At 73.0% G+C, this 17,130-nt stretch carries 21 protein-coding genes; 11 read left to right on the top strand and 10 right to left on the bottom strand.

What is annotated here, in order from left to right; all coding sequences use genetic code 11:
* Window positions 1-484: 484 nt before the first annotated feature.
* The 3 genes from QA634_RS26595 (at window position 485) to QA634_RS26585 (ending at window position 3,450) form a co-directional block, all read left to right on the top strand.
* On the top strand, window positions 485-1,324 hold the full coding sequence (locus QA634_RS26595; RefSeq protein WP_012334995.1) for a hypothetical protein: 840 nt from the start codon (window positions 485-487) through the stop codon (window positions 1,322-1,324).
* Between the two features lie 5 nt (window positions 1,325-1,329).
* A complete protein-coding gene (locus QA634_RS26590) occupies window positions 1,330-2,904 on the top strand; it encodes a M48 family metalloprotease (protein ID WP_012334994.1) in 1,575 nt (524 codons plus the stop codon).
* A gap of 117 nt (window positions 2,905-3,021) precedes the next feature.
* Window positions 3,022-3,450, top strand: a complete 429-nt coding sequence (locus QA634_RS26585) for a hypothetical protein (protein WP_012334993.1) — start codon at window positions 3,022-3,024, stop codon at window positions 3,448-3,450.
* Between the two features lie 53 nt (window positions 3,451-3,503).
* Here the strand turns inward: QA634_RS26585 and QA634_RS26580 are convergent, their stop codons facing one another.
* The 4 genes from QA634_RS26580 to QA634_RS26565 form a co-directional block, all read right to left on the bottom strand.
* The gene (locus QA634_RS26580) at window positions 3,504-4,229 is read right to left on the bottom strand and encodes an aspartate/glutamate racemase family protein (protein ID WP_012334992.1); all 726 of its coding nucleotides are present in this window, start codon (window positions 4,227-4,229) and stop codon (window positions 3,504-3,506) included.
* 13 nt (window positions 4,230-4,242) lie between these two features.
* Entirely contained in the window at window positions 4,243-5,016 is a 774-nt protein-coding gene (locus QA634_RS26575; protein ID WP_012334991.1) for a ferredoxin--NADP reductase, read from the bottom strand.
* A gap of 204 nt (window positions 5,017-5,220) precedes the next feature.
* Window positions 5,221-5,949: an acetoacetyl-CoA reductase gene (gene phbB / locus QA634_RS26570; RefSeq protein WP_012334990.1), complete on the bottom strand. Its 729-nt coding sequence runs from the start codon at window positions 5,947-5,949 to the stop codon at window positions 5,221-5,223.
* A 175-nt stretch (window positions 5,950-6,124) separates the two neighbouring features.
* On the bottom strand, window positions 6,125-7,306 hold the full coding sequence (locus QA634_RS26565; protein ID WP_026190704.1) for an acetyl-CoA C-acetyltransferase: 1,182 nt from the start codon (window positions 7,304-7,306) through the stop codon (window positions 6,125-6,127).
* A 254-nt stretch (window positions 7,307-7,560) separates the two neighbouring features.
* Here QA634_RS26565 and phaR point away from each other — a divergent pair, with 254 nt between their 5' ends.
* Entirely contained in the window at window positions 7,561-8,160 is a 600-nt protein-coding gene (gene phaR, locus QA634_RS26560; protein WP_012334988.1) for a polyhydroxyalkanoate synthesis repressor PhaR, read from the top strand.
* 65 nt (window positions 8,161-8,225) lie between these two features.
* A complete protein-coding gene (locus QA634_RS26555; RefSeq protein ID WP_012334987.1) occupies window positions 8,226-8,444 on the top strand; it encodes a hypothetical protein in 219 nt (72 codons plus the stop codon).
* Window positions 8,445-8,613: 169 nt separating this feature from the next.
* Here QA634_RS26555 and rpmF read toward each other — a convergent pair whose 3' ends face one another.
* Complete coding sequence (gene rpmF, locus QA634_RS26550; RefSeq protein WP_012334986.1) at window positions 8,614-8,799, bottom strand: 50S ribosomal protein L32; 186 nt, start codon at window positions 8,797-8,799, stop codon at window positions 8,614-8,616.
* A gap of 225 nt (window positions 8,800-9,024) precedes the next feature.
* On the opposite strand from rpmF, the gene QA634_RS26545 reads away from it, so the two are divergent.
* The 4 genes from QA634_RS26545 (at window position 9,025) to QA634_RS26530 (ending at window position 11,884) form a co-directional block, all read left to right on the top strand.
* Entirely contained in the window at window positions 9,025-9,483 is a 459-nt protein-coding gene (locus QA634_RS26545) for a ComEA family DNA-binding protein (protein WP_012334985.1), read from the top strand.
* Window positions 9,484-9,573: 90 nt separating this feature from the next.
* Window positions 9,574-10,188 (top strand): ribonuclease D, encoded by a 615-nt coding sequence (locus QA634_RS26540; protein WP_012334984.1) that lies wholly within the window; start codon window positions 9,574-9,576, stop codon window positions 10,186-10,188.
* 119 nt (window positions 10,189-10,307) lie between these two features.
* Window positions 10,308-11,030 carry an LPS export ABC transporter periplasmic protein LptC gene (gene lptC, locus QA634_RS26535; RefSeq protein WP_043701623.1) on the top strand — a complete coding sequence of 241 codons (723 nt, stop codon included), beginning with the start codon at window positions 10,308-10,310 and terminating at the stop codon, window positions 11,028-11,030.
* Window positions 11,027-11,884, top strand: coding sequence for an LptA/OstA family protein (locus QA634_RS26530; RefSeq protein WP_012334982.1), 858 nt, complete (start codon window positions 11,027-11,029; stop codon window positions 11,882-11,884). Before lptC ends, QA634_RS26530 begins: the two co-directional genes overlap by 4 nt.
* 173 nt (window positions 11,885-12,057) lie before the next feature.
* Here the strand turns inward: QA634_RS26530 and tam are convergent, their stop codons facing one another.
* The 4 genes from tam to QA634_RS26510 all read right to left on the bottom strand — a co-directional run bounded on the left by tam (window position 12,058) and on the right by QA634_RS26510 (window position 14,797).
* On the bottom strand, window positions 12,058-12,831 hold the full coding sequence (tam, locus tag QA634_RS26525) for a trans-aconitate 2-methyltransferase (protein ID WP_012334981.1): 774 nt from the start codon (window positions 12,829-12,831) through the stop codon (window positions 12,058-12,060).
* Between the two features lie 146 nt (window positions 12,832-12,977).
* The gene (locus QA634_RS26520) at window positions 12,978-13,379 is read right to left on the bottom strand and encodes a hypothetical protein (protein WP_012334980.1); all 402 of its coding nucleotides are present in this window, start codon (window positions 13,377-13,379) and stop codon (window positions 12,978-12,980) included.
* 133 nt (window positions 13,380-13,512) lie between these two features.
* Window positions 13,513-13,926: a DUF1236 domain-containing protein gene (locus tag QA634_RS26515; RefSeq protein ID WP_012334979.1), complete on the bottom strand. Its 414-nt coding sequence runs from the start codon at window positions 13,924-13,926 to the stop codon at window positions 13,513-13,515.
* A 151-nt stretch (window positions 13,927-14,077) separates the two neighbouring features.
* Window positions 14,078-14,797 (bottom strand): sigma-70 family RNA polymerase sigma factor, encoded by a 720-nt coding sequence (locus tag QA634_RS26510; RefSeq protein WP_018261163.1) that lies wholly within the window; start codon window positions 14,795-14,797, stop codon window positions 14,078-14,080.
* Between the two features lie 182 nt (window positions 14,798-14,979).
* On the opposite strand from QA634_RS26510, the gene QA634_RS26505 reads away from it, so the two are divergent.
* Window positions 14,980-15,657 carry an HD domain-containing protein gene (locus QA634_RS26505; RefSeq protein ID WP_012334977.1) on the top strand — a complete coding sequence of 226 codons (678 nt, stop codon included), beginning with the start codon at window positions 14,980-14,982 and terminating at the stop codon, window positions 15,655-15,657.
* A 117-nt stretch (window positions 15,658-15,774) separates the two neighbouring features.
* Window positions 15,775-15,993, top strand: coding sequence for a hypothetical protein (locus QA634_RS26500; RefSeq protein ID WP_012334976.1), 219 nt, complete (start codon window positions 15,775-15,777; stop codon window positions 15,991-15,993).
* A gap of 48 nt (window positions 15,994-16,041) precedes the next feature.
* Here QA634_RS26500 and QA634_RS26495 read toward each other — a convergent pair whose 3' ends face one another.
* Window positions 16,042-16,833 carry a class II glutamine amidotransferase gene (locus QA634_RS26495; RefSeq protein WP_012334975.1) on the bottom strand — a complete coding sequence of 264 codons (792 nt, stop codon included), beginning with the start codon at window positions 16,831-16,833 and terminating at the stop codon, window positions 16,042-16,044.
* Window positions 16,834-17,130: the final 297 nt, after the last annotated feature.

Here is a 17,130-nt window from a genome sequence, read left to right as displayed (position 1 = left end):
CCTCCTGGCGATCGGCCTCCATGCGGACATGAGGGTCCCGCCCGAAGACCGCGTCCCCGTCGATCTCGGTGCCGGCGGCGAAGCGGGACCATGACGGCCCGCCGCATCGGGGATGATGTGGATGCAACGATCCGGTGCCGTGCTGCGCGGCGGCGTCGGCCCGCAGCGCAACGGCGTGGCGTCCCCGGCAGGGCTCGAACCTGCGACCCCAGGTTTCATCCCACTTCGGCTTTCGCCGCCGCCTTCCGGCGTTCGTGGGCTGGACTATCCCTTCACCGTAGGCCCGAGAGCCCTTAGGTGCCGCCCGTCTAGTCTCTACACCTTCCCGGCCGGTGGGCCGGGCTTGGCTCGGGATCGGCGTGATCCGGGATCGACGCTTTCCCCGACTTTGAGCGGATCCGCCGCGCGGTTTCCCGGCGCGACGCCCAATTGCGGTTTAGGAAACCTGTGCTCTGTCCAGCTGAGCTACGGAGACCCACGGCGCGTGCATAGCATCTCGGAGGCACGCCGCCAACCGGGAGGCGAGGGAAGGCGGGCCGGCCTCGCCGCGATCCTCATCCTCGCCCTCGGCGCCCCGCAGGCCGGCGCCCGGCCCGCCGCGGAGGAAACCTGCGGGGGCCGGGTCGCCCGGGAGGACAGGCTCGCGGGCGTGGCGCCGAGCGGCGAGCTGCGCCTCGCCTCGGGGCGGACGGCGCGGCTCGACGGGGTGCGGCTCCCGGCGGATCCGAGCCTCGCGGCGGCCGCCCGGGCCTGGCTCGATGCCCGCAAGGGGCAGCGCCTCGCGACCCGGGAGGACCCGGCGCCGGACCGCTGGGAGCGGGTCGCGCTCGACGCGGTGGCGGAGGAGCCGGGCGGGGACCCCGTCGACCTCGCGGGCGGACTCCTGGCCGCGGGGCTCGCGCTGGTCGATGCCGGCGAATCGGATAGGCTCTGCCGGCCGGGACTGCTCACCGTCGAGGCGGCGGCCCGGCAGGCCCGGCGCGGCCTCTGGGCCGGCGACCTCCCGCTGCGGGCGGAGGACGCCGCCGTCCTGGCGGCCCGGGTCGGGCAGTTCGTGGTTGCGGAGGGCCGGGTGCGCAGCGTGGGCGAGCGGCGCTCCCGCACCTATCTCAACTTCGCCCCTTTCGGAGAGGAAGGTCTGACGGTCACGGTGACGAAACGCACTTGGCGGACCCTGCTCGAACGTGGTTTGACGGCGGCCGCGCTTCGGGGGCGGCGCGCGCGGGCTCGCGGCGTCGTCGAGCTCTGGCGCGGCCCGACCCTCGACATCGGCGCGGCGGAGATGATCGAGATGCTGGACGAGGAGCGGGCGCAGCGCCGTTGATCGCAATGGACGGGCTCATCAGGCGCAACACGATCGAGGCGGCGCTCCGCGCCGCGGGGGCGCTCCGCGCCGCGGGGGCGCTCCGCGCCGCGGGGGCGCTCGGCGCCGCGGGAGCGCTCGGCGCCACGATGGCGCGCGTCGCGGCGCGAGGCGGCGTCGCGGCGCTCGTCCTCGCGGCGGCCTCCTGCGCGGGCGACCAGACCGGAACCCTCACCCCCGTCTCCGTGACGGTGCCGCCCGAGGCGCCGCGCGCCACCGGCGGGCGCGAGCGCGGCGGGACGGATGCGGACCACGCCAAGCTCGTCGCCTCCTTCGGCGGCGAGTACCGGGCGCCCGCCGCCCTGCGGCTGGTCAGCGAGGTCACCGACCGGCTCGTCAAGGCGACCGAGCGCCCGGACGAGACCTACGCGGTCACGCTGCTCGATTCCCCCGCCATCAACGCCTTCGCGCTCCCGAACGGCCGGCTCTACGTGACGCGCGGGCTGCTCGCCCTCGCCAACGATTCCTCCGAACTCGCCGCCGTGCTGGCGCACGAAATCGCCCATGTCACCCTCCGGCACGCCAATGCCCGCACCGAGATGGCCCTGCGCTCGGAACTGGTGAGCAAGGTCGTGGCCGACGTGCTCAAGGACCCGGCCACCGGCGCCCTCCTGCAGGACCAGTCCCGCTTCGTGCTCGCCAAGTTCTCGCGCGCCCAGGAATTCGAGGCGGACCAGACCGGCGTGCGCACGCTGTCGCGGGCCGGCTACGACCCGTTCGGGGCGGCGCGCTTCCTCACCAGCCTCAACCGGGCCACGGCGCTGCGGGCCGGCAGCGGCATCCCGACCGAGCCCGACCTCCTCGCCACCCATCCGAGCACCCCCGAGCGCATCACCCAGGTGACGCAGGCCGCCCGGCGCATCGGCGCCCCCGGGCTCGGGGCGGAGGAGCGCAACCTCTACCTCGCCTCGATCGACGGCATCGCGTACGGCGACAATCCGGGGGACGGGCTGGTGCGCGGGCGCCGCTTCGTGCATCCGCGCCTCGGCGTCACCTTCGAGGCGCCGGACGGCTTCGCCCTGGAGAACACCGCCCGGGCCGTGCTCGGCACCACTCCGGAGGGCCATCGCCGCCTGCTCTTCGACGCCGTCGAGACCCATGCGAGCCAGGTGCTGGAGGAGGTGCTGCGGGCGACCTGGACCGACGCGATCGAGGCCGGCAGCGTCGAGAACCGCATGATCAACGGCTTCCCGGCCGTGACGGCGGCCTCGAAGGGCAAGGACTGGTTCTTCCGCCTCGCCGCGATCCGGGTCGGGACCAACACCTTCCGGATGATCATGGCCGCCAAGGGCGCGACCGACCCGCGCGACGGGTTCGAGCGCTGGCTCGCGAGCGTCGCGGCGGTGGGTCCCGAGGAGGCGCGGCGCCTGCGGCCGGCGCGGATCCAGGTCGTGGCCGCCGCGGCCGGCGACACCGCCGAGGCCCTGGCGCGGCGCATGGCGACGGGCGACCGCCCCCTCGACTATTTCCTGGTCATCAACGGCCTGGAGCGGGGCGCGGCCCTGCGGTCCGGGCAGTCCTACAAGCTGATCGTCGAGTAGGGCCCGGTTCCGGGGGCGTGATGCCGCACGCCCTTCTCGGGGTGGGACGGCCCGCGCTATCTGCTGCGGGCCGAGAAGCGGACCCGCGAGTCCGCCCGGCCGAACCGGAGGAACCCGATGCCCATCCGCCCCGCGCCGGCGCTCGCCGCCGTGCTCGCCCTGTGCAGTGCCGCCGCCGCCCAGCCGATCCGCAACGCGCCGCCGCCGCGGGCGCTCGAGACCGCGGCCTACGTCTTCGCGGCGGCCAATGTCTGCGGCTACCGGATCGGGGTCGAGCCTTTCGAGACCCTGCTCGGCCGCTACAACGTCACGGTCGAGGACGTGCGCCCGCCGCGCGGCCCCTTCGGGGCGAAGGTCCAGGCGATGTTCACCCTGATGTCCAACCAGATGATGGCGAACCGGGAGGAGGCCTGCCGGATCGTCGCCACCGAGTTCGGGCCGGAGGGCAACGTCGCCAAGGGGATCCTGCTGCCGGCGGCCGCGCAGGCGCCCGGGGACGGCGCCCCGGCGGCCCCCGCCGAGGGCGCGCCCAGGATCGTGCAGTAGCGCCCGGCCGCCGCCCTTCGGCCCGGCCCCTCGGGGGCCGGGTGCGCGGCCCCTCAGCGGGGCCGCGCCAGGAGGTCGGCCAGGGCGGCGCTCAGGCCGACGCTCTCGCTCGCGGCCGGGAGGGTGCGGCCGGTCCGCAGCGCGGCGGCGGCGAGCGCCATGCGGGCGCCGGCCTCGGTCGAGCAGATCAGCGGCACCGGCACGTCGGGCTGGAGGCGGGCGGCGAGGCCCGCGAGCGCGGCCCCCCCGAGCACCACCACGTCGGCCCCGTCCTCCGCCGCGCAGGCCCGGCAGGCGGCGGCGAGGCCGGCGAGGGCCGCGTCCGGATCGCGGGCGATCTCGCCCCCGGTCGGCGCGACGGTGCGGATGCCGGCGATCCGCTCGGACAGGCCGAGGGAGGCCGCGAATTCCTGCAGCATCGGCCGCCAGGCCGCGCCGCCGGTGACGATGCCGACGCGCCGCCCCCGGGTGCAGGCGAGGTGGAGCGCTCCCTCCGCCATGCCGATGACCGGCGCGGGCGAGACCTCCTTGAGGGCGAGGAGCCCGGGATCCCCGAAGCAGGCGAGGTAGACCGCGTCGCAGCCGCCGCCATGCTCGGCCAGGGCGTCGAGGGCGGCGTGAGCCGCGATCGCCGCGGTGGCCCGCGTCGCCACGTAGCGCCCGCCGAAGCGGCCCGTCGCGGCGACGATCTCGACCTCTGGGGCGAGGCGGCGCACGACCCCCGCCACGAGGTCGGTCACCGCCTCGGTGGTGTTCGCGTTGATGAGCAGCAGGCGCACGGCTCCGCCCCGCTCACTTCTCGACGAAGGCCTTCTCGATCACGAAGTGGCCGGCCTCGCCGTGGTTGCCCTCGACGTAGCCGCCCTCGGCGAGCAGGGCGCGGGTGTCGCGGATCATGTCCGGGCTGCCGCACAGCATGAAGCGGTCGGTCTCGATCGACATCGACGGCAGGCCGACATCCTGGAACAGCTTGCCCGAGGTGATCAGGTCGGTGATGCGGCCGCGGTTGCGGAACGGCTCGCGCGTCACGGTCGGGTAGTAGATCAGCTGCGCCCGGACCATGTCGCCGATCAGCTCGTGGTTGGGCAGGTCCTGCGTGATCGTCTCGCCGTAGGCGAGTTCCTGGACCTGCCGGCAGCCGTGGACGAGGACCACCTTCTCGAAGCGGTCGTAGGTCTCCGGGTCCTTGATGATCGACAGAAAGGGGGCGAGGCCGGTGCCGGTCCCGAGCAGGTAGAGGTGCTTGCCGGGCAGCAGGTTGTCGAGGACGAGGGTGCCGGTCGCCTTGCGGCTGACGATGATCGGGTCGCCGACCTTGAGGTGCTGCAGCTTCGAGGTGAGCGGGCCGTTCGGCACCTTGATGGAGAAGAACTCCAGCTCGTCCTCGTAATTGGCCGAGACCACCGAGTAGGCGCGCAGCAGCGGCTTGCCGTCCTGCTTCAGCCCGATCATCGTGAACTCGCCGTTGCGGAAGCGGAACGACGGGTCGCGGGTCGTGCGGAAGCTGAAGAGCGTGTCGGTCCAGTGGTGGACGGACAGCACACGCTCCTCGTTGAAGTTGCTCATCGGGCGGATTCCTGGGTCGTCAACCGTGTGCCGGGTCTTCTCGCACCTGCGGCAGACCCGTCAAGGTGCCGGAGGACGCACCGGGTCTGCACGTGGCTCAAGGGCCCGCGTCGGAAGGCTGCCTGCTGGAATCGTTCCGCGGCGACGGTGCGGCGTCGCACCGGACCGGCCCCGCCCCCGCACCGGGGAGCGGGGCCGCCGCGCTCAGGCGAAGTACTGGCCGCCGTTGATGGTCAGGGTCGAGCCGGTGATGAAGCCGGCGTGGTCGCTCGCCAGGAACTCCACCGCGCGGGCGATCTCCTCGGCCTCGCCGAGGCGGCCGACCGGGATCTGCGGCAGGATCTTGGTCTTGAGCACCTCCTGGGGTACCGCCTTGACCATCTCGGTGGCGATGTAGCCGGGGGCGATCACGTTCACGGTGATGCCCTTGTTGGCGTTCTCCTGGGCCAGGGCCTTGGCGAAGCCGATCACGCCGGCCTTGGCGGCCGAGTAGTTGGTCTGGCCCATCTGGCCCTTCTGGCCGTTGATGGACGAGATCAGGACGATGCGGCCGAAGCCGCGCGACCGCATCCCGTCGATCACCGGGCGGGTGCAGGTGAACATCGAGTCGAGGTTGGTGCGGATCACCGCCTGCCACTGCTCGAAGGTCATGCGGTGGAACATGCCGTCGCGGGTGATGCCGGCATTGTTGACCAGGATGTCGACCGGGCCGAGTTCCGCCTCGGCGGCGCGGATGCCGGCCTCGCAGGCGGCCGGATCGCCGACGTCGAACTTGAACACCGGGATCCCGGTCTCGGCCTTGAAAGCATTCGCGGCCTCGTCGTTGCCGCCGTAATTCGCCGCCACCTTGTAGCCGGCGTCCTTCAGACCCTTCGAGATCGCGGCGCCGATGCCGCGCGTTCCGCCTGTGACCAGTGCGACGCGTTCTGCCATGTGCCTCTCCTTGAGGGAACCGTGTCCTTCCCTAGAGAGCGGCGGGCGCTTCGAGAAGAGCCCGCACGTCCCTTATGTGTTGGTATTTTGCCGGCCTGACCGAAGCCTTATCCTGCTCGCGGCCGGGCCGCGAGGGAGAGAAACTCCCCCGCGGCGGGCAATGCGGTCGCGCCGCTCAGCGTTCCACGCACATGGCGACGCCCATGCCGCCGCCGATGCAGAGGGTGGCGAGCCCCTTCTTGGCGTCGCGCTTCTGCATCTCGTGCAGCAGGGTCACCAGCACGCGGGCGCCCGAGGCGCCGATCGGGTGGCCGATCGCGATGGCGCCGCCGTTCACGTTGACCTTGGAATCGTCGAAGCCGAGTTCCTTGTTCACCGCCAGCGCCTGGGCCGCGAAGGCCTCGTTCGCCTCGATCAGGTCGACGTCCTGCGGCTTCCAGCCGGCCTTCTCCAGGGCCTTGCGGGAGGCCGGGATCGGCCCGGTGCCCATGACGGCGGGATCGACGCCGGCCGTCGCCCAGGAGGCGATGCGGGCCAGCGGCTTCAGGCCCCGCTTCGCGGCCTCGGCGGCCGACATCAGCACGATGGCGGCGGCGCCGTCGTTGATGCCCGAGGCGTTGCCGGCCGTGACCGTGCCCTCCTTGGAGAAGGCCGGGCGCAGCTTGGCCATCGCCTCGACGGTCGCGCCCTCGCGGATGTACTCGTCGGCATCGACGACCACCTCGCCCTTGCGGGTCTTGATGGTCACCGGGACGATCTCGTCCTTGAAGCGGCCCGCCTTCCTGGCGGCCTCGGCCTTGTTCTGCGAGCGGGTCGCGAAGGCGTCCTGCTCCTCGCGGGTGAGCTGCCAGCGCTGGGCGACGTTCTCGGCGGTGTTGCCCATGTGGTAGCCGTTGAAGGCGTCCAGCAGGCCGTCCTTCAGCATCGTGTCGACGAGGGCGAGGTCGCCCATCTTCTGGCCGCCGCGCAGGTGCTGGGCGTGCGGGGCCATCGACATCGATTCCTGGCCGCCCGCCACGATGACGGTGGCGTCGCCGTTGGCGATCTGCTGCAGGCCGACCGCGACGGTGCGCAGGCCCGATCCGCAGAGCTGGTTGAGACCCCAGGCCGTCGCCTCCTGCGGGATGCCGGCGGCCATCGCCGCCTGGCGGGCCGGGTTCTGGCCCGCGCCCGCGGTGAGCACCTGCCCGAAGATGACCTCGTCCACGTCCTCGGGCGACACCTTGGCGCGCTCCAGCGCCGCCTTGATCGCAATGGCGCCGAGCTGGTGGGCCGGCAAGGTCGCGAAGGCGCCGTTGAACGAGCCGACCGGCGTGCGCGCCGCCCCGACGATGACGATGTCCTGCTTCTCTGCCATGCGCACCTCCACCATGATCGCCCGCGCTCGCGAGGCGTTTAGGCCGATGAACGCCTTGCTCCGGGCGAAGTCAAGCAGCCTCTGAGGGGGTGGCGGAGTGCGGACCGGGCATGGTTTGCGTGGACACCGCGCAGATTGCTATTTTCGCCAGCACAGGAACGCCTTAAGGTCTCAGACCGGAACATCGCCCGTGTGCGGGCCCGGACGGCGGCGCTCCGCCGGCCGCATCTTGACCCAGAGGAGAGCCCGTCGAGATGGCGGACAGCGGCAAGTCGACACCCACCGTCATCAAGAAGTACGCCAACCGGCGTCTCTACCACACCGGCACGTCGACCTACGTGACCTTGGAAGACCTTGCCGCCATGGTTCAGGCCGGCGAGGATTTCGTGGTCTACGATGCGAAATCCGGTGAGGACATCACGCGCTCGGTGCTGACGCAGATCATCTTCGAGCAGGAGAACAAGGCAGGGGCGGAGAATCTGCTCCCCGTCGCGTTCCTGCGCCAGCTGATCCGGTTCTACGGGGACAGCATGCGGGCGCTGGTGCCGAGCTACCTGGAATTCTCGATGGATCATCTGGCGCGCGAGCAGGATGGCCTGCGCGAGAAGATGTCCCAGACTTTCGGGGCGAGCGCCTTCCAGCACGCCATGGAGGAGCAGGTGAGGGCCAACATGGCCTTCTTCAGCGAGGCGATGCGGATGTTCACCCCCTTCACGCCGGGGGCGCCGACCGAGAAGCCCGCCGAGGCCGCGCCGCCCGCGGCCCAGCCCGGGGCCTCCCGCGGGGAGCTCGACGACCTGCGCCGGCAGATGCTGGAGATGCAGAGCCGGCTCGACGCCCTCGCCAAGAAGTAGGCGGGGCGCGGCACCCGGCCCGCCGCTTGCGCGTTGAGCCTCCGCGGGGAAGAGGAGGCGCGGCGATGTCCCATTCCGAGACGGAGAGGGCGGGCGAGGGAACCCGGGCGCTGGTTCCGGTGGGGGAGCCGCCGCCGCGGCGCGCCGTGCCGGAGCGCCCGCTGGCGCCCTTCCTGGTCCAGCTGCTCGACGGGACCGCGGGCCTGCTGCGCCCGCCGCGCCAGCGCCGCAGCCGCGAGGCCTCGGCCCGCTACGAGGCCGGCGCGCGCGCCGGTGCCAAGTAGCGCCGGTCCAAGGAGCGCCGGTCGAGGCACGCGGCCGTCCGGTGACGCCTGCGCCAAGTGACGCCTGCGCCAAGTGATGGCGCCAACGCGCGAAGCCCCTCACCCGGGCGGGCGAGGGGCGGATAGCGTCAGCGAGAGATCCGCGGGGCGGCGCGCCCCGGGCCGTTCCTCACGCCTCGGTCTTGACCTTCAGCACCTGCCGGCCGCGATACATGCCGGTCTTGAGGTCGATGTGGTGCGGGCGGCGCAGCTCGCCCGAATCCTTGTCCTCGACGTAGGTCGGGGCCTTGAGGGCATCGGCGGAGCGGCGCATGCCGCGCCGCGACGGGGAGGTCTTTCGCTTCGGAACGGCCATGACACGTCTCTTGCAACAAAACGGGCGCGGGGCTGCCCCGGGCGGAGCTGCCGCGCACCCCTGATCTCATCGGAGCGCGGCTTATACAGAGGTGGATCGGACCTGGCTAGCCCGTCCGGTGGATTTCTCGGACCGCCCCGCGATGTTAAGGGCCGGTTCAAGCGTCGCCGGCCCAGATGCGCGGGCCGGTCAGCATCCGGCGCGAGCGACCCGCGGAGGTCCTTCATGATCCAGACCCGTGCCTTCTCCCGCCTCGGCCGCGTCCTGGCCGCGGCGACGCTCCTCGCCGCGACCGTGCCGGCCCTGGCGCAGGCGCCCGCCACCGCCCCCGCCCCCAAGCCCGCCCCCGCGGCGCCTGCTCCGGCGGCCAAGCCCGGCCCGGCCCCGGCCCCGTCGGCGGCGAAACCCGCCGCAGCTCCCGCCGCCGCTCCGGCGGCCAAGCCCGCCGCGGCGCCGGCCGCCGCCCCGGCCATGACCCCGCCGGCCAAGGCCGTGCTCATCGACATCAACAGCGCCACCAAGGAGGAGCTCGACACCCTGCCGGGCATCGGCCCGGCCCGGGCCGAGGCGATCATCAAGGGCCGGCCCTACCGCGGCAAGGACGAGCTGCTCTCGCGCAAGATCATCCCGACCAACGCCTACGAGGGCATCAAGGACAAGGTCATCGCCCGCCAGAAGAGCTGAGCCGGCGCCCGCTTGCGGGCGGTGGGGGAGGGTGTTAGGCGCCGGGGAGCCGCCGCACCGCCGGCGGCGCGCGCCCGGATCCGACATCCCATGCCCCACCGCCTGCACCGCGGCGACCTGCCCGACGATTACGCTCCGGGCCCGGCCATCGCGGTCGACACCGAGACCCTCGGCCTCGAGCCCCACCGGGACCGCCTCTGCGTGGTCCAGATCTCCCGCGGCGACGGCGAGGCCGACCTCGTCCAGATCGCCAAGGGCGGGCCCGAACCCGTGGTGCTCAAGCGCGTCCTGACCGATCCCGCGGTCACCAAGATCTTCCACTTCGCCCGCTTCGACCTCGCGGTGCTCTTCCACCGGCTCGGCGTGATGCCGGGGCCGATCTACTGCACCAAGGTCGCCTCGCGGCTCTCCCGCACCTACACCGACCGGCACGGGCTCAAGGACCTCGTGCGGGAGTTGCTCGGAATCGAGATCTCCAAGCAGCAGCAATCGTCCGATTGGGGCGCCGAGACGCTGAGCCCCGCCCAGATCGAGTACGCGGCCTCGGACGTGCTGCACCTGCACGCCCTGCGCGCCAAGCTCGACGCGATGCTCGCCCGCGAGGAGCGGACCGCCCTGGCCGAGGCCTGCTTCGCCTTCCTGCCGACGCGGGCGCGGCTCGACCTGCTCGGCTGGGACGAGGTGGACATCCTGGCGCACAGCTGAGCGGCGGCGCGCCTCGGCCACAACTTCGACACCGGAGCGGGGCATCGCAACCGATGGACCTGCCGGCGTCGCGGCAGCGGATCCCAGCCGGAGCGCGTTCGCCTGTGGGCAGTCCCGTGATGCAAGCCGTCGAGATCCCGGGCCTCGCCGCGCCCGCGCTCGATTCGCGGCGCCTGCGCGCCCATCGCCGGGCGCAGGCGCACAGCGCGCGGGTGCGCTTCCTGCGGCGGGCGATTCCCCTCGGCTCGGCGGCGGCGATCCTGGCGGTGGTGGCGGTGACTTGGCTCGACCCGTTCGGGGCGCTCGGGGTGACCGTGACCCTCGGCGAGGTCAGCGTCTCGGGCTCGAAGGTGACGATGGAGCGCCCGCGCCTCACCGGCTACCGCGGCAAGGACGGCCGGCCCTACGAGGTGACGGCCCGCGCCGCCCTGCAGGACGTGCGCCGCCCGACCGTGATCGAGTTGCAATCCATGCGCGGGCAGATGCAGTCCGACGAGGCCGGGACGCTCTCGCACCTGGAGGCGCAGAGCGGCGTGTTCGACACCCAGCGTGAATCGCTCGACCTCAGCCGCAGCATCCGGCTCTGGACCGACAAGGGACAGGAGGCGCGCCTCTCCTCCGCCCAGGTGAATTTCAAGGCCGGCACGCTGACCTCCCGCGAGCCGGTGAGCGTGACGCTGCCGAACGGCACGATCCAGGCCGACGCCCTCGACGTGGTCGAGAACGGCAAGACGATCTCGTTCATCGGCAACGTGAAGACCGTGTTCGACGGGGGCGTGACGGGGTCGGGTGGGCCGGCCCTGCGCACCTCCGCGGCCGAGGTGAAGGACGACCAGCCGTGACCTGCCGCCGCGCCGCCCTCGCCGCCCTGCTCCTCCTCGCGAGCCCGGCCCTGCCGCACGCCGAGGCGCCCAGGAAGGAGCGCAATTCCGGCTTCGGCGCCTTCGGGAGTTCCGGCAAGGAGCCGATCAAGATCGACGCCGACCGGCTCGACGTGTTCGACCACGAGAACAAGGCGGTCTTCGCCGGCAACGTGGTGGCGGTGCAGGGCGAGAGCACGATCCGCTGCTCCAGCATGACCGTCCATTACCAGCGCAACCGCGACAAGGGCGCCAAGGACGAGGCCAGGGCCGAGGAGGCCAAGCCCGCTGAAACCAAGCCCGCTGAAGCCAAGCCCGCTGAAACCAAGCTGGCCGAGACCAAGCCGGTCGGGGCCAAAGGCGCGGATACCAGGGCCGCCGATCCGAAGGGGGCGGAGAGCAGGACCGGACAGGCGAAGCCGGCCGCGAGGCCCGCCGAGGTCAAGCCTGCCGACACGCGGGCCGCGGAGGCGAAGCCGGTCGACCCGACCGACAGCGGGGCGATCCGGCAGGTGGTCTGCGCCGGGCCGGTGACGGTGGTGAACAAGGATCAGGTGGCGACCGGCGACAACGCCGTGTTCGACAAGGCGGCGAACCGGGTGATCCTCACGGGCAACGTGGTGCTGAGCCAGTGCCAGAACGTCACCCGCGGCAACCGCCTCGTCTACGACATGAATACCGGCCGGGCGAATATGGACCCGACCGCGGGCGGGCGCGTCTCGGCGATGTTCGTGCCGGGCGGCAAGGACGAGAAGGCGGGCAAGCCGGCCGGCTGCCCGGCCCCGGCGGGCCAGGCCGGCAAGCCCGCTCCGAAGCCCCGCGCCCAGGCGAACTGATCCGGGATCCGGTTGATCCGAGCGGAGCCCGGATCACGCGCTCGCGCGGCGCGTGAGCGACGCCGAGATCCGCCATCCCGAAGGGATCGATCGAATTTGGGATGAGTGGCCGGGCACGATCCGCCCGCGTCGCGCCGGAAGGTTGCCGCCGCCCTGGACGCCTCCCGACCGCGCTAACGCCGCCGCGCCACCAGGAACAGCCGCGGGAAGGGCAGGAGCACGCGCCCATCCGCCTGCGGCGGGTAGGCCTCCGCCAGGGCCGCCTCGTAGCGGGCGAGGAAGGCCGCCTGATCCGCGGGGTCGAGGGGGTCGAGGAAGGGGCGCAGGCCGGTGCCGCGCACCCACTCGACGATGCCGCGATGGCCCGCCAGCGGATGCACGTAGGTGGTGCGCCAGAGATCGACCGTGCAGCCCGCCGCCGAGAGCCACGCGTCGTAGTCGCGGAAGCTGCCGAGCCGGGTGCGGGCGGCGGCGGCCTGGGCGAGGCGCTCCGCGAAGGGCGCCTCGCCGGCGACGCGGCGCATCAGCCGGTGGGACGGCTCCTCCAGGTTGTCGGGCATCTGCACGGCGAGGCAGCCCCCGGGCGCGAGCATCCGGGCGAGCCGCGCCAGCAGCCCCGCATGGTCGGGCAGCCATTGCAGCACGGCGTTGGCGAAGAGCAGGTCGGGCGGCTCCGCCGGGGTGAAGCCCGCGAGGTCGGCCTCGACGAAGCGCACGGCCGGCAGGCGCTCCCGCGCCGTGGCCAGCATGTCGGGCGAAGAATCGAGCCCGGTCACGGCGGCCCGGGGGAAGCGCGCGCAGAGCAGCGCCGTGCTGTTGCCCGGGCCGCAGCCGAGATCGATCACGCGGGCGGGAGATTCGAGCGGCACGCGGGCGAGCAGGTCGGCCGCCGGGCGCGTCCGCTCATCGGCGAATTTCAGGTATTGCGCCGCATTCCAATCCGCCATGGCCGCCTCCCTGAACGCGACTTTACAGGGACTTCCAGGTCAGGCCAACGCATCATCCGGACGAACACCCGGATCGTCGTCCTCTCCCGCCGGGAATGACAGGGGCAGGATTGACGGCCGGCAGGGTCGCGGGGGGGCAGCCGGGGTCAGGACGCGTCCGGCTCGGCCGCGCCACCGGCCCCTCGGCCGGTCGCTCGGCCCGTTGCCTGGCGGGGCATTTGGCGGGGCGCTTGGCTCGGCACTTGGCGGGGCGCTTGGCTCGGCACTTGGCCGGGCATTTGGCCGGGCAATTGGCGCAGGGCGGCCGCGACCGCCTCGGCACCGGCCTCCTGCGCCTTCAGGCGGCGCTCCAGGCGGCGCAGCTGCGGGTCGAGATGCGGGGGCAGCACGGGGTCGCCGAGGTAGTCCGGCTTGTCCCCGTCGCGGTGATAGGAGGCGCGCAATTGCCGGGCGAGGTGATCGCGCACCCGGGGAGGCAGGACGGGCCGGTCGTCCTGCGCGTCGCTCTCCCGGGCCCTGCCGGGATCGCCCTCTTCGCTCGAGGTCATCCTGGTTCCTCCGTGGAGCCGGTCCGGGACACCCGCACCGGCGGGGGCGCGAAACGGGAAGCCCCGGCCCGCCGGGGAGGGCCGGGGCTTCGGCGCCGCCCGGGGGCGGCGCGCTCGGTCGGCGGTCGGGCCGTCAGTCGAGGATCTGGACGACGCGGCGCGAACCCGGATCGACCAGGACGACGCGGTCGTTGACCACCGTGTAGCGCCGGCCGCGCACGCCGTACTCGGAGGGGACCTCGTAATAGGTCACGCCCGAGGAGGGCAGCACGGCGCCGACGCGCACGTCGCCGTCGTAATCGTAGGAGCGCACGCGGCGGTTGGTGACGTATTCGCGGAACCGCGGACGCTCGTCGATGCCGAGCAGGCCGCCGACCGCGCCGGTGGCCGCCCCGACCGCGCCGCCGACGATGCCGCCGATCGGACCGGCCGCGTCCGCGCCTTCCTCGGCGCCGCGCTCGGCCCCGCGCACGAGGCCCTGGGCCTGGGCGGCCATCGGCAGGGTGAAGGCCAGGGCGGCCGCCGCCAGAAGCGTCTTGGTCTTCATGGGAAATTCTCCGTTTCGGTCCAGTCCACCCCGGTCGAGCGGGGCGGGATTCGGCCGGGGTAACGCGGCGACGCGCGGAACGGTTCAGTGGAAAATCGCGGCACCGCTGCGGGAAGGGCGGGCGTTTTGCGCGCCTGCGCGGGGCCGGGCGCTACTCCTTGGGCATGGCCGACTGGATCAGGCGGTCGGTGCCCAGATCCTCTTCGTCGTAGCCGAGAAGTTCGGCGAGCCGGCTGCGCGCGCGGCTGACCCGGCTCTTCACGGTGCCGACCTTGCAGTTCATGATCGCCGCTGCCTCCTCGTAGGAGACGCCCTCCGCCCCCACCAGCACCAGCGCCTCGCGCTGGTCCGGCGGCAGCTTGGCCAGCGCGCTCTGCAGGTCCTCCACGTCGAGCCGGTCGCCCTGGTGGGGCGCCGTGGCGAGGCGGGCCGCGTAGGAGCCGTCCTGGTCCTCGACCTCGCGCACCCGCTTGCGGTGATCCGAGTAGAAGATGTTGCGCAGGATGGTGAACAGCCAGGCATTGAGGTTGGTGCCGGGCTGGAACCGCGCCCGGTGCTGCCAGCCCTTCAGCAGCGTGTCCTGCACGAGGTCGTCGGCCCGCGCGGCGTTGCTGGTGAGCGACAGGGCGAAGGCGCGCAGGGAGGGCACCGCCTGCAGCAGCCCGTCGCGGAACTCGGGCCGGACCACCTGGCCCTCGGCGGCGAGGGCCGCCTCCAGCCGGGCGACCAGCTCCGCGAAGCGCCCGCTCGGATCCTCCGCCCCGAGCGTCTCGTAGGCGACCCGCAGCTGGTTTCCGAGATGGCTGCGGATGCTGGCCGAGAGGCCGGGCCGCGACTCGCTCTGGCGGTCGTGCGCGCTGTCCTGCGTCATGGGCCTCCGCATCGGGTTCGGCACGGCGGGCGGGGCACGCCCGCACCCTTCGACAGATGGGTCGCGCGGCGGCTGTGGAAAGCCCGGGCGCGCGGGGAGACGACGCCTGGACGGCGCCCTCCCGCCGCGCCTCCCTGCGGGAGCGCCGGGCATCCTCCCGGCGCCATCGCCCGACGGACCGCATGACCCGCGCCGACCACGCCGCCTTCGCGGCCGCTTTGTCGCCCTTCGCGGATCTCGCGGCCGCGCTCGCGCCGCACCTGCCCGAGTGCCGCGACGGGTCGCACGACCTCGCGCACCTGGTCCGGGTCTGGCGCAACCTGCGGCGGATCCGGGAGCGGGAGGGCGGCGATCCCGAGATCCTGGCGGCGGCCTGCCTCCTGCACGATTGCGTCGCCGTCGAGAAGGACGCGCCGGACCGCGCCGACGCCTCGCGCCGCGCGGCCGCGCGGGCCTCGGCCCTGCTCGCGACGCGGGGCTGGCCCGCGCCGCGGATCGGGGCGGTCGCCCACGCGGTCGAGGCCCACAGCTTCTCGGCCGGGATCCCGCCGGCCACGATCGAGGCGATGATCCTGCAGGACGCCGACCGCCTCGACGCGCTCGGGGCGGTCGGCGTCGCGCGCTGCTTCTACGTCGCGGGCCGGATCGGCTCCGCCCTGTACGACAGCGCCGATCCGGACGCGCGTCGCCGGCCGCGCGACGACCGGCGCTTCGCGCTCGATCACTTCGAGACGAAGCTCCTGCGCCTGGCTACCGGCTTCCAGACCGCGACCGGACGGAGCATGGCGGCGGCCCGGCACGCGGAGATCGCGCGCTTCCTCGCTGCCTTCCGGGCGGAGATCGGCGTGGCGGGAGCGTGATCGGGCACGGCGCGCGACCCGGGCCGGGCTGGGCTGTGCGCCACCGCACGGTCGCGCGCCGCGCCCCCGGGCAGGCTGCACCCGCTTGACGACCGGCAGGGCGAGGGAGAGCCCATCATGGGCATCAGATTCTTCAAGCGGCGCGCCACGGAGCCGCTCTCGGCCGAGCAGATCAACAGCCTCGACGTCATCGAGGAGGCGGCCAAGGAGGACTTGTCCTTCGACGAACTCGACGAAGTCGCGGCCGGCTTCGGCTTCGCGGCCCCTCCCGAAGCCCAGGACCCCTCCGCGACCGCATCGCCGAACTTCGGCGGACAGGGAACGCGGCGCGGGTGAGGGGCCGCGCCGAAAAGCCCGCCGCCCGCCCGCCCCCGCCGATCCGGCTCAGCCTCCGACGCCCGCTCCCGTCTCGTCCCCGTCCGGCACGCCGAGGCGGAAGGCCAGCACGGTGCCGGGCGCGAGGTCGATCCAGCGCTCGTCGCGGGTGAGCGGCTGGGTCGCCACCACCGTCACGATGTCGTCGGGCGTGGTCTCCTCGGAGAAGTTCACGCACCAATCCTCGTCGATCAGCGTGGCGGTGCCGAACGGCGCCCGGCGGGTGAGGTAGCAGAGACGCTTGCCGCAATGCGCGTAGAGCGTGCGGCTGTCGGTGAGCAGCATGTTGAACACGCCGAGCCCGTGCAGCTCCGCCGAGAGGGCGCGCACGGCGCCGTCGAGCAGGGTCGGCCTCGGCAGCGTCTTCCAGCGCGCTTCGAGCCGCCCCAGCATCCAGCAGAAGGCGTGCTCGCTGTCCGTGGTGCCGACCGGCTTGAACCGCCCGAGCGGCAGCCGCTTCACGCCCTTCAGTTGCCCGTTATGCGCGAACGTGAAGGTGCGGCCCCACAATTCCCGGCTGAACGGGTGGGTGTTCTCCAGGGAGACCCGGCCGCGATTGGCCCGGCGCACATGCGCCACCACGATGCGGCTCTTGATCGGGTATTGGCGGATCAGCCGGGCGATCTCCGAGCGGGCGCTCGCCTGCGGGTCGTGGAAGCTGCGGCAGCCGCGCCCCTCGTAGAAGGCGATGCCCCAGCCGTCCCCGTGCGGCCCGGTCTCGCCCCCGCGCCGGGCGAGGCCCGCGAAGCTGAAGCGGATGTCGGTGGGCACGTTCGCGCTCATGCCGAGCAATTCGCACATCGCGCGGACCTGACGAGGGAGGGGGGCACCGGGCAAAGGGTGCGCACTCTCCCCGAAGCCGATGACGCGCGCAATCCCGGCCGGTCCCGCTTCATCGAAATTTCAAAGTACATCAAAAAAAATCTTTTTGCATTCGTGATCAAGCGAAAAATACTGAATGACGGGCGGGTGCGATGCGCGCCGCCGCGGCGCGCGGGCACCCCGCGCGACCCGTTCCCCCAACCACCGGATCCCAGGGAGAGACGCCGCAGATGACGTCCGTTGCCGCCACCCGGGCCCAGGCCCCCGCGATCGCGG

This window comes from Methylobacterium sp. CB376 (genome assembly GCF_029714205.1).
GTDB lineage: Bacteria > Pseudomonadota > Alphaproteobacteria > Rhizobiales > Beijerinckiaceae > Methylobacterium.
The sequence above is the reverse complement of the archived record's forward strand: the minus strand, read 5'-3'. Positions and strand labels throughout refer to the sequence as shown.

What these genes read in the sequence shown, in the direction of transcription:
- QA634_RS26590 (WP_012334994.1), top strand. Translation starts at nt 1,330, where the DNA reads ATGGACGGGCTCATCAGGCGCAACACGATCGAGGCGGCGCTCCGCGCC.
- QA634_RS26585 (WP_012334993.1), top strand. Translation starts at nt 3,022, where the DNA reads ATGCCCATCCGCCCCGCGCCGGCGCTCGCCGCCGTGCTCGCCCTGTGC.
- QA634_RS26575 (WP_012334991.1), bottom strand. Translation starts at nt 5,016, where the DNA reads ATGAGCAACTTCAACGAGGAGCGTGTGCTGTCCGTCCACCACTGGACC.
- phbB (WP_012334990.1), bottom strand. Translation starts at nt 5,949, where the DNA reads ATGGCAGAACGCGTCGCACTGGTCACAGGCGGAACGCGCGGCATCGGC.
- QA634_RS26565 (WP_026190704.1), bottom strand. Translation starts at nt 7,306, where the DNA reads ATGGCAGAGAAGCAGGACATCGTCATCGTCGGGGCGGCGCGCACGCCG.
- phaR (WP_012334988.1), top strand. Translation starts at nt 7,561, where the DNA reads ATGGCGGACAGCGGCAAGTCGACACCCACCGTCATCAAGAAGTACGCC.
- QA634_RS26555 (WP_012334987.1), top strand. Translation starts at nt 8,226, where the DNA reads ATGTCCCATTCCGAGACGGAGAGGGCGGGCGAGGGAACCCGGGCGCTG.
- rpmF (WP_012334986.1), bottom strand. Translation starts at nt 8,799, where the DNA reads ATGGCCGTTCCGAAGCGAAAGACCTCCCCGTCGCGGCGCGGCATGCGC.
- QA634_RS26545 (WP_012334985.1), top strand. Translation starts at nt 9,025, where the DNA reads ATGATCCAGACCCGTGCCTTCTCCCGCCTCGGCCGCGTCCTGGCCGCG.
- QA634_RS26540 (WP_012334984.1), top strand. Translation starts at nt 9,574, where the DNA reads ATGCCCCACCGCCTGCACCGCGGCGACCTGCCCGACGATTACGCTCCG.
- lptC (WP_043701623.1), top strand. Translation starts at nt 10,308, where the DNA reads ATGCAAGCCGTCGAGATCCCGGGCCTCGCCGCGCCCGCGCTCGATTCG.
- tam (WP_012334981.1), bottom strand. Translation starts at nt 12,831, where the DNA reads ATGGCGGATTGGAATGCGGCGCAATACCTGAAATTCGCCGATGAGCGG.
- QA634_RS26520 (WP_012334980.1), bottom strand. Translation starts at nt 13,379, where the DNA reads ATGACCTCGAGCGAAGAGGGCGATCCCGGCAGGGCCCGGGAGAGCGAC.
- QA634_RS26515 (WP_012334979.1), bottom strand. Translation starts at nt 13,926, where the DNA reads ATGAAGACCAAGACGCTTCTGGCGGCGGCCGCCCTGGCCTTCACCCTG.
- QA634_RS26510 (WP_018261163.1), bottom strand. Translation starts at nt 14,797, where the DNA reads ATGACGCAGGACAGCGCGCACGACCGCCAGAGCGAGTCGCGGCCCGGC.
- QA634_RS26505 (WP_012334977.1), top strand. Translation starts at nt 14,980, where the DNA reads ATGACCCGCGCCGACCACGCCGCCTTCGCGGCCGCTTTGTCGCCCTTC.
- QA634_RS26500 (WP_012334976.1), top strand. Translation starts at nt 15,775, where the DNA reads ATGGGCATCAGATTCTTCAAGCGGCGCGCCACGGAGCCGCTCTCGGCC.
- QA634_RS26495 (WP_012334975.1), bottom strand. Translation starts at nt 16,833, where the DNA reads ATGTGCGAATTGCTCGGCATGAGCGCGAACGTGCCCACCGACATCCGC.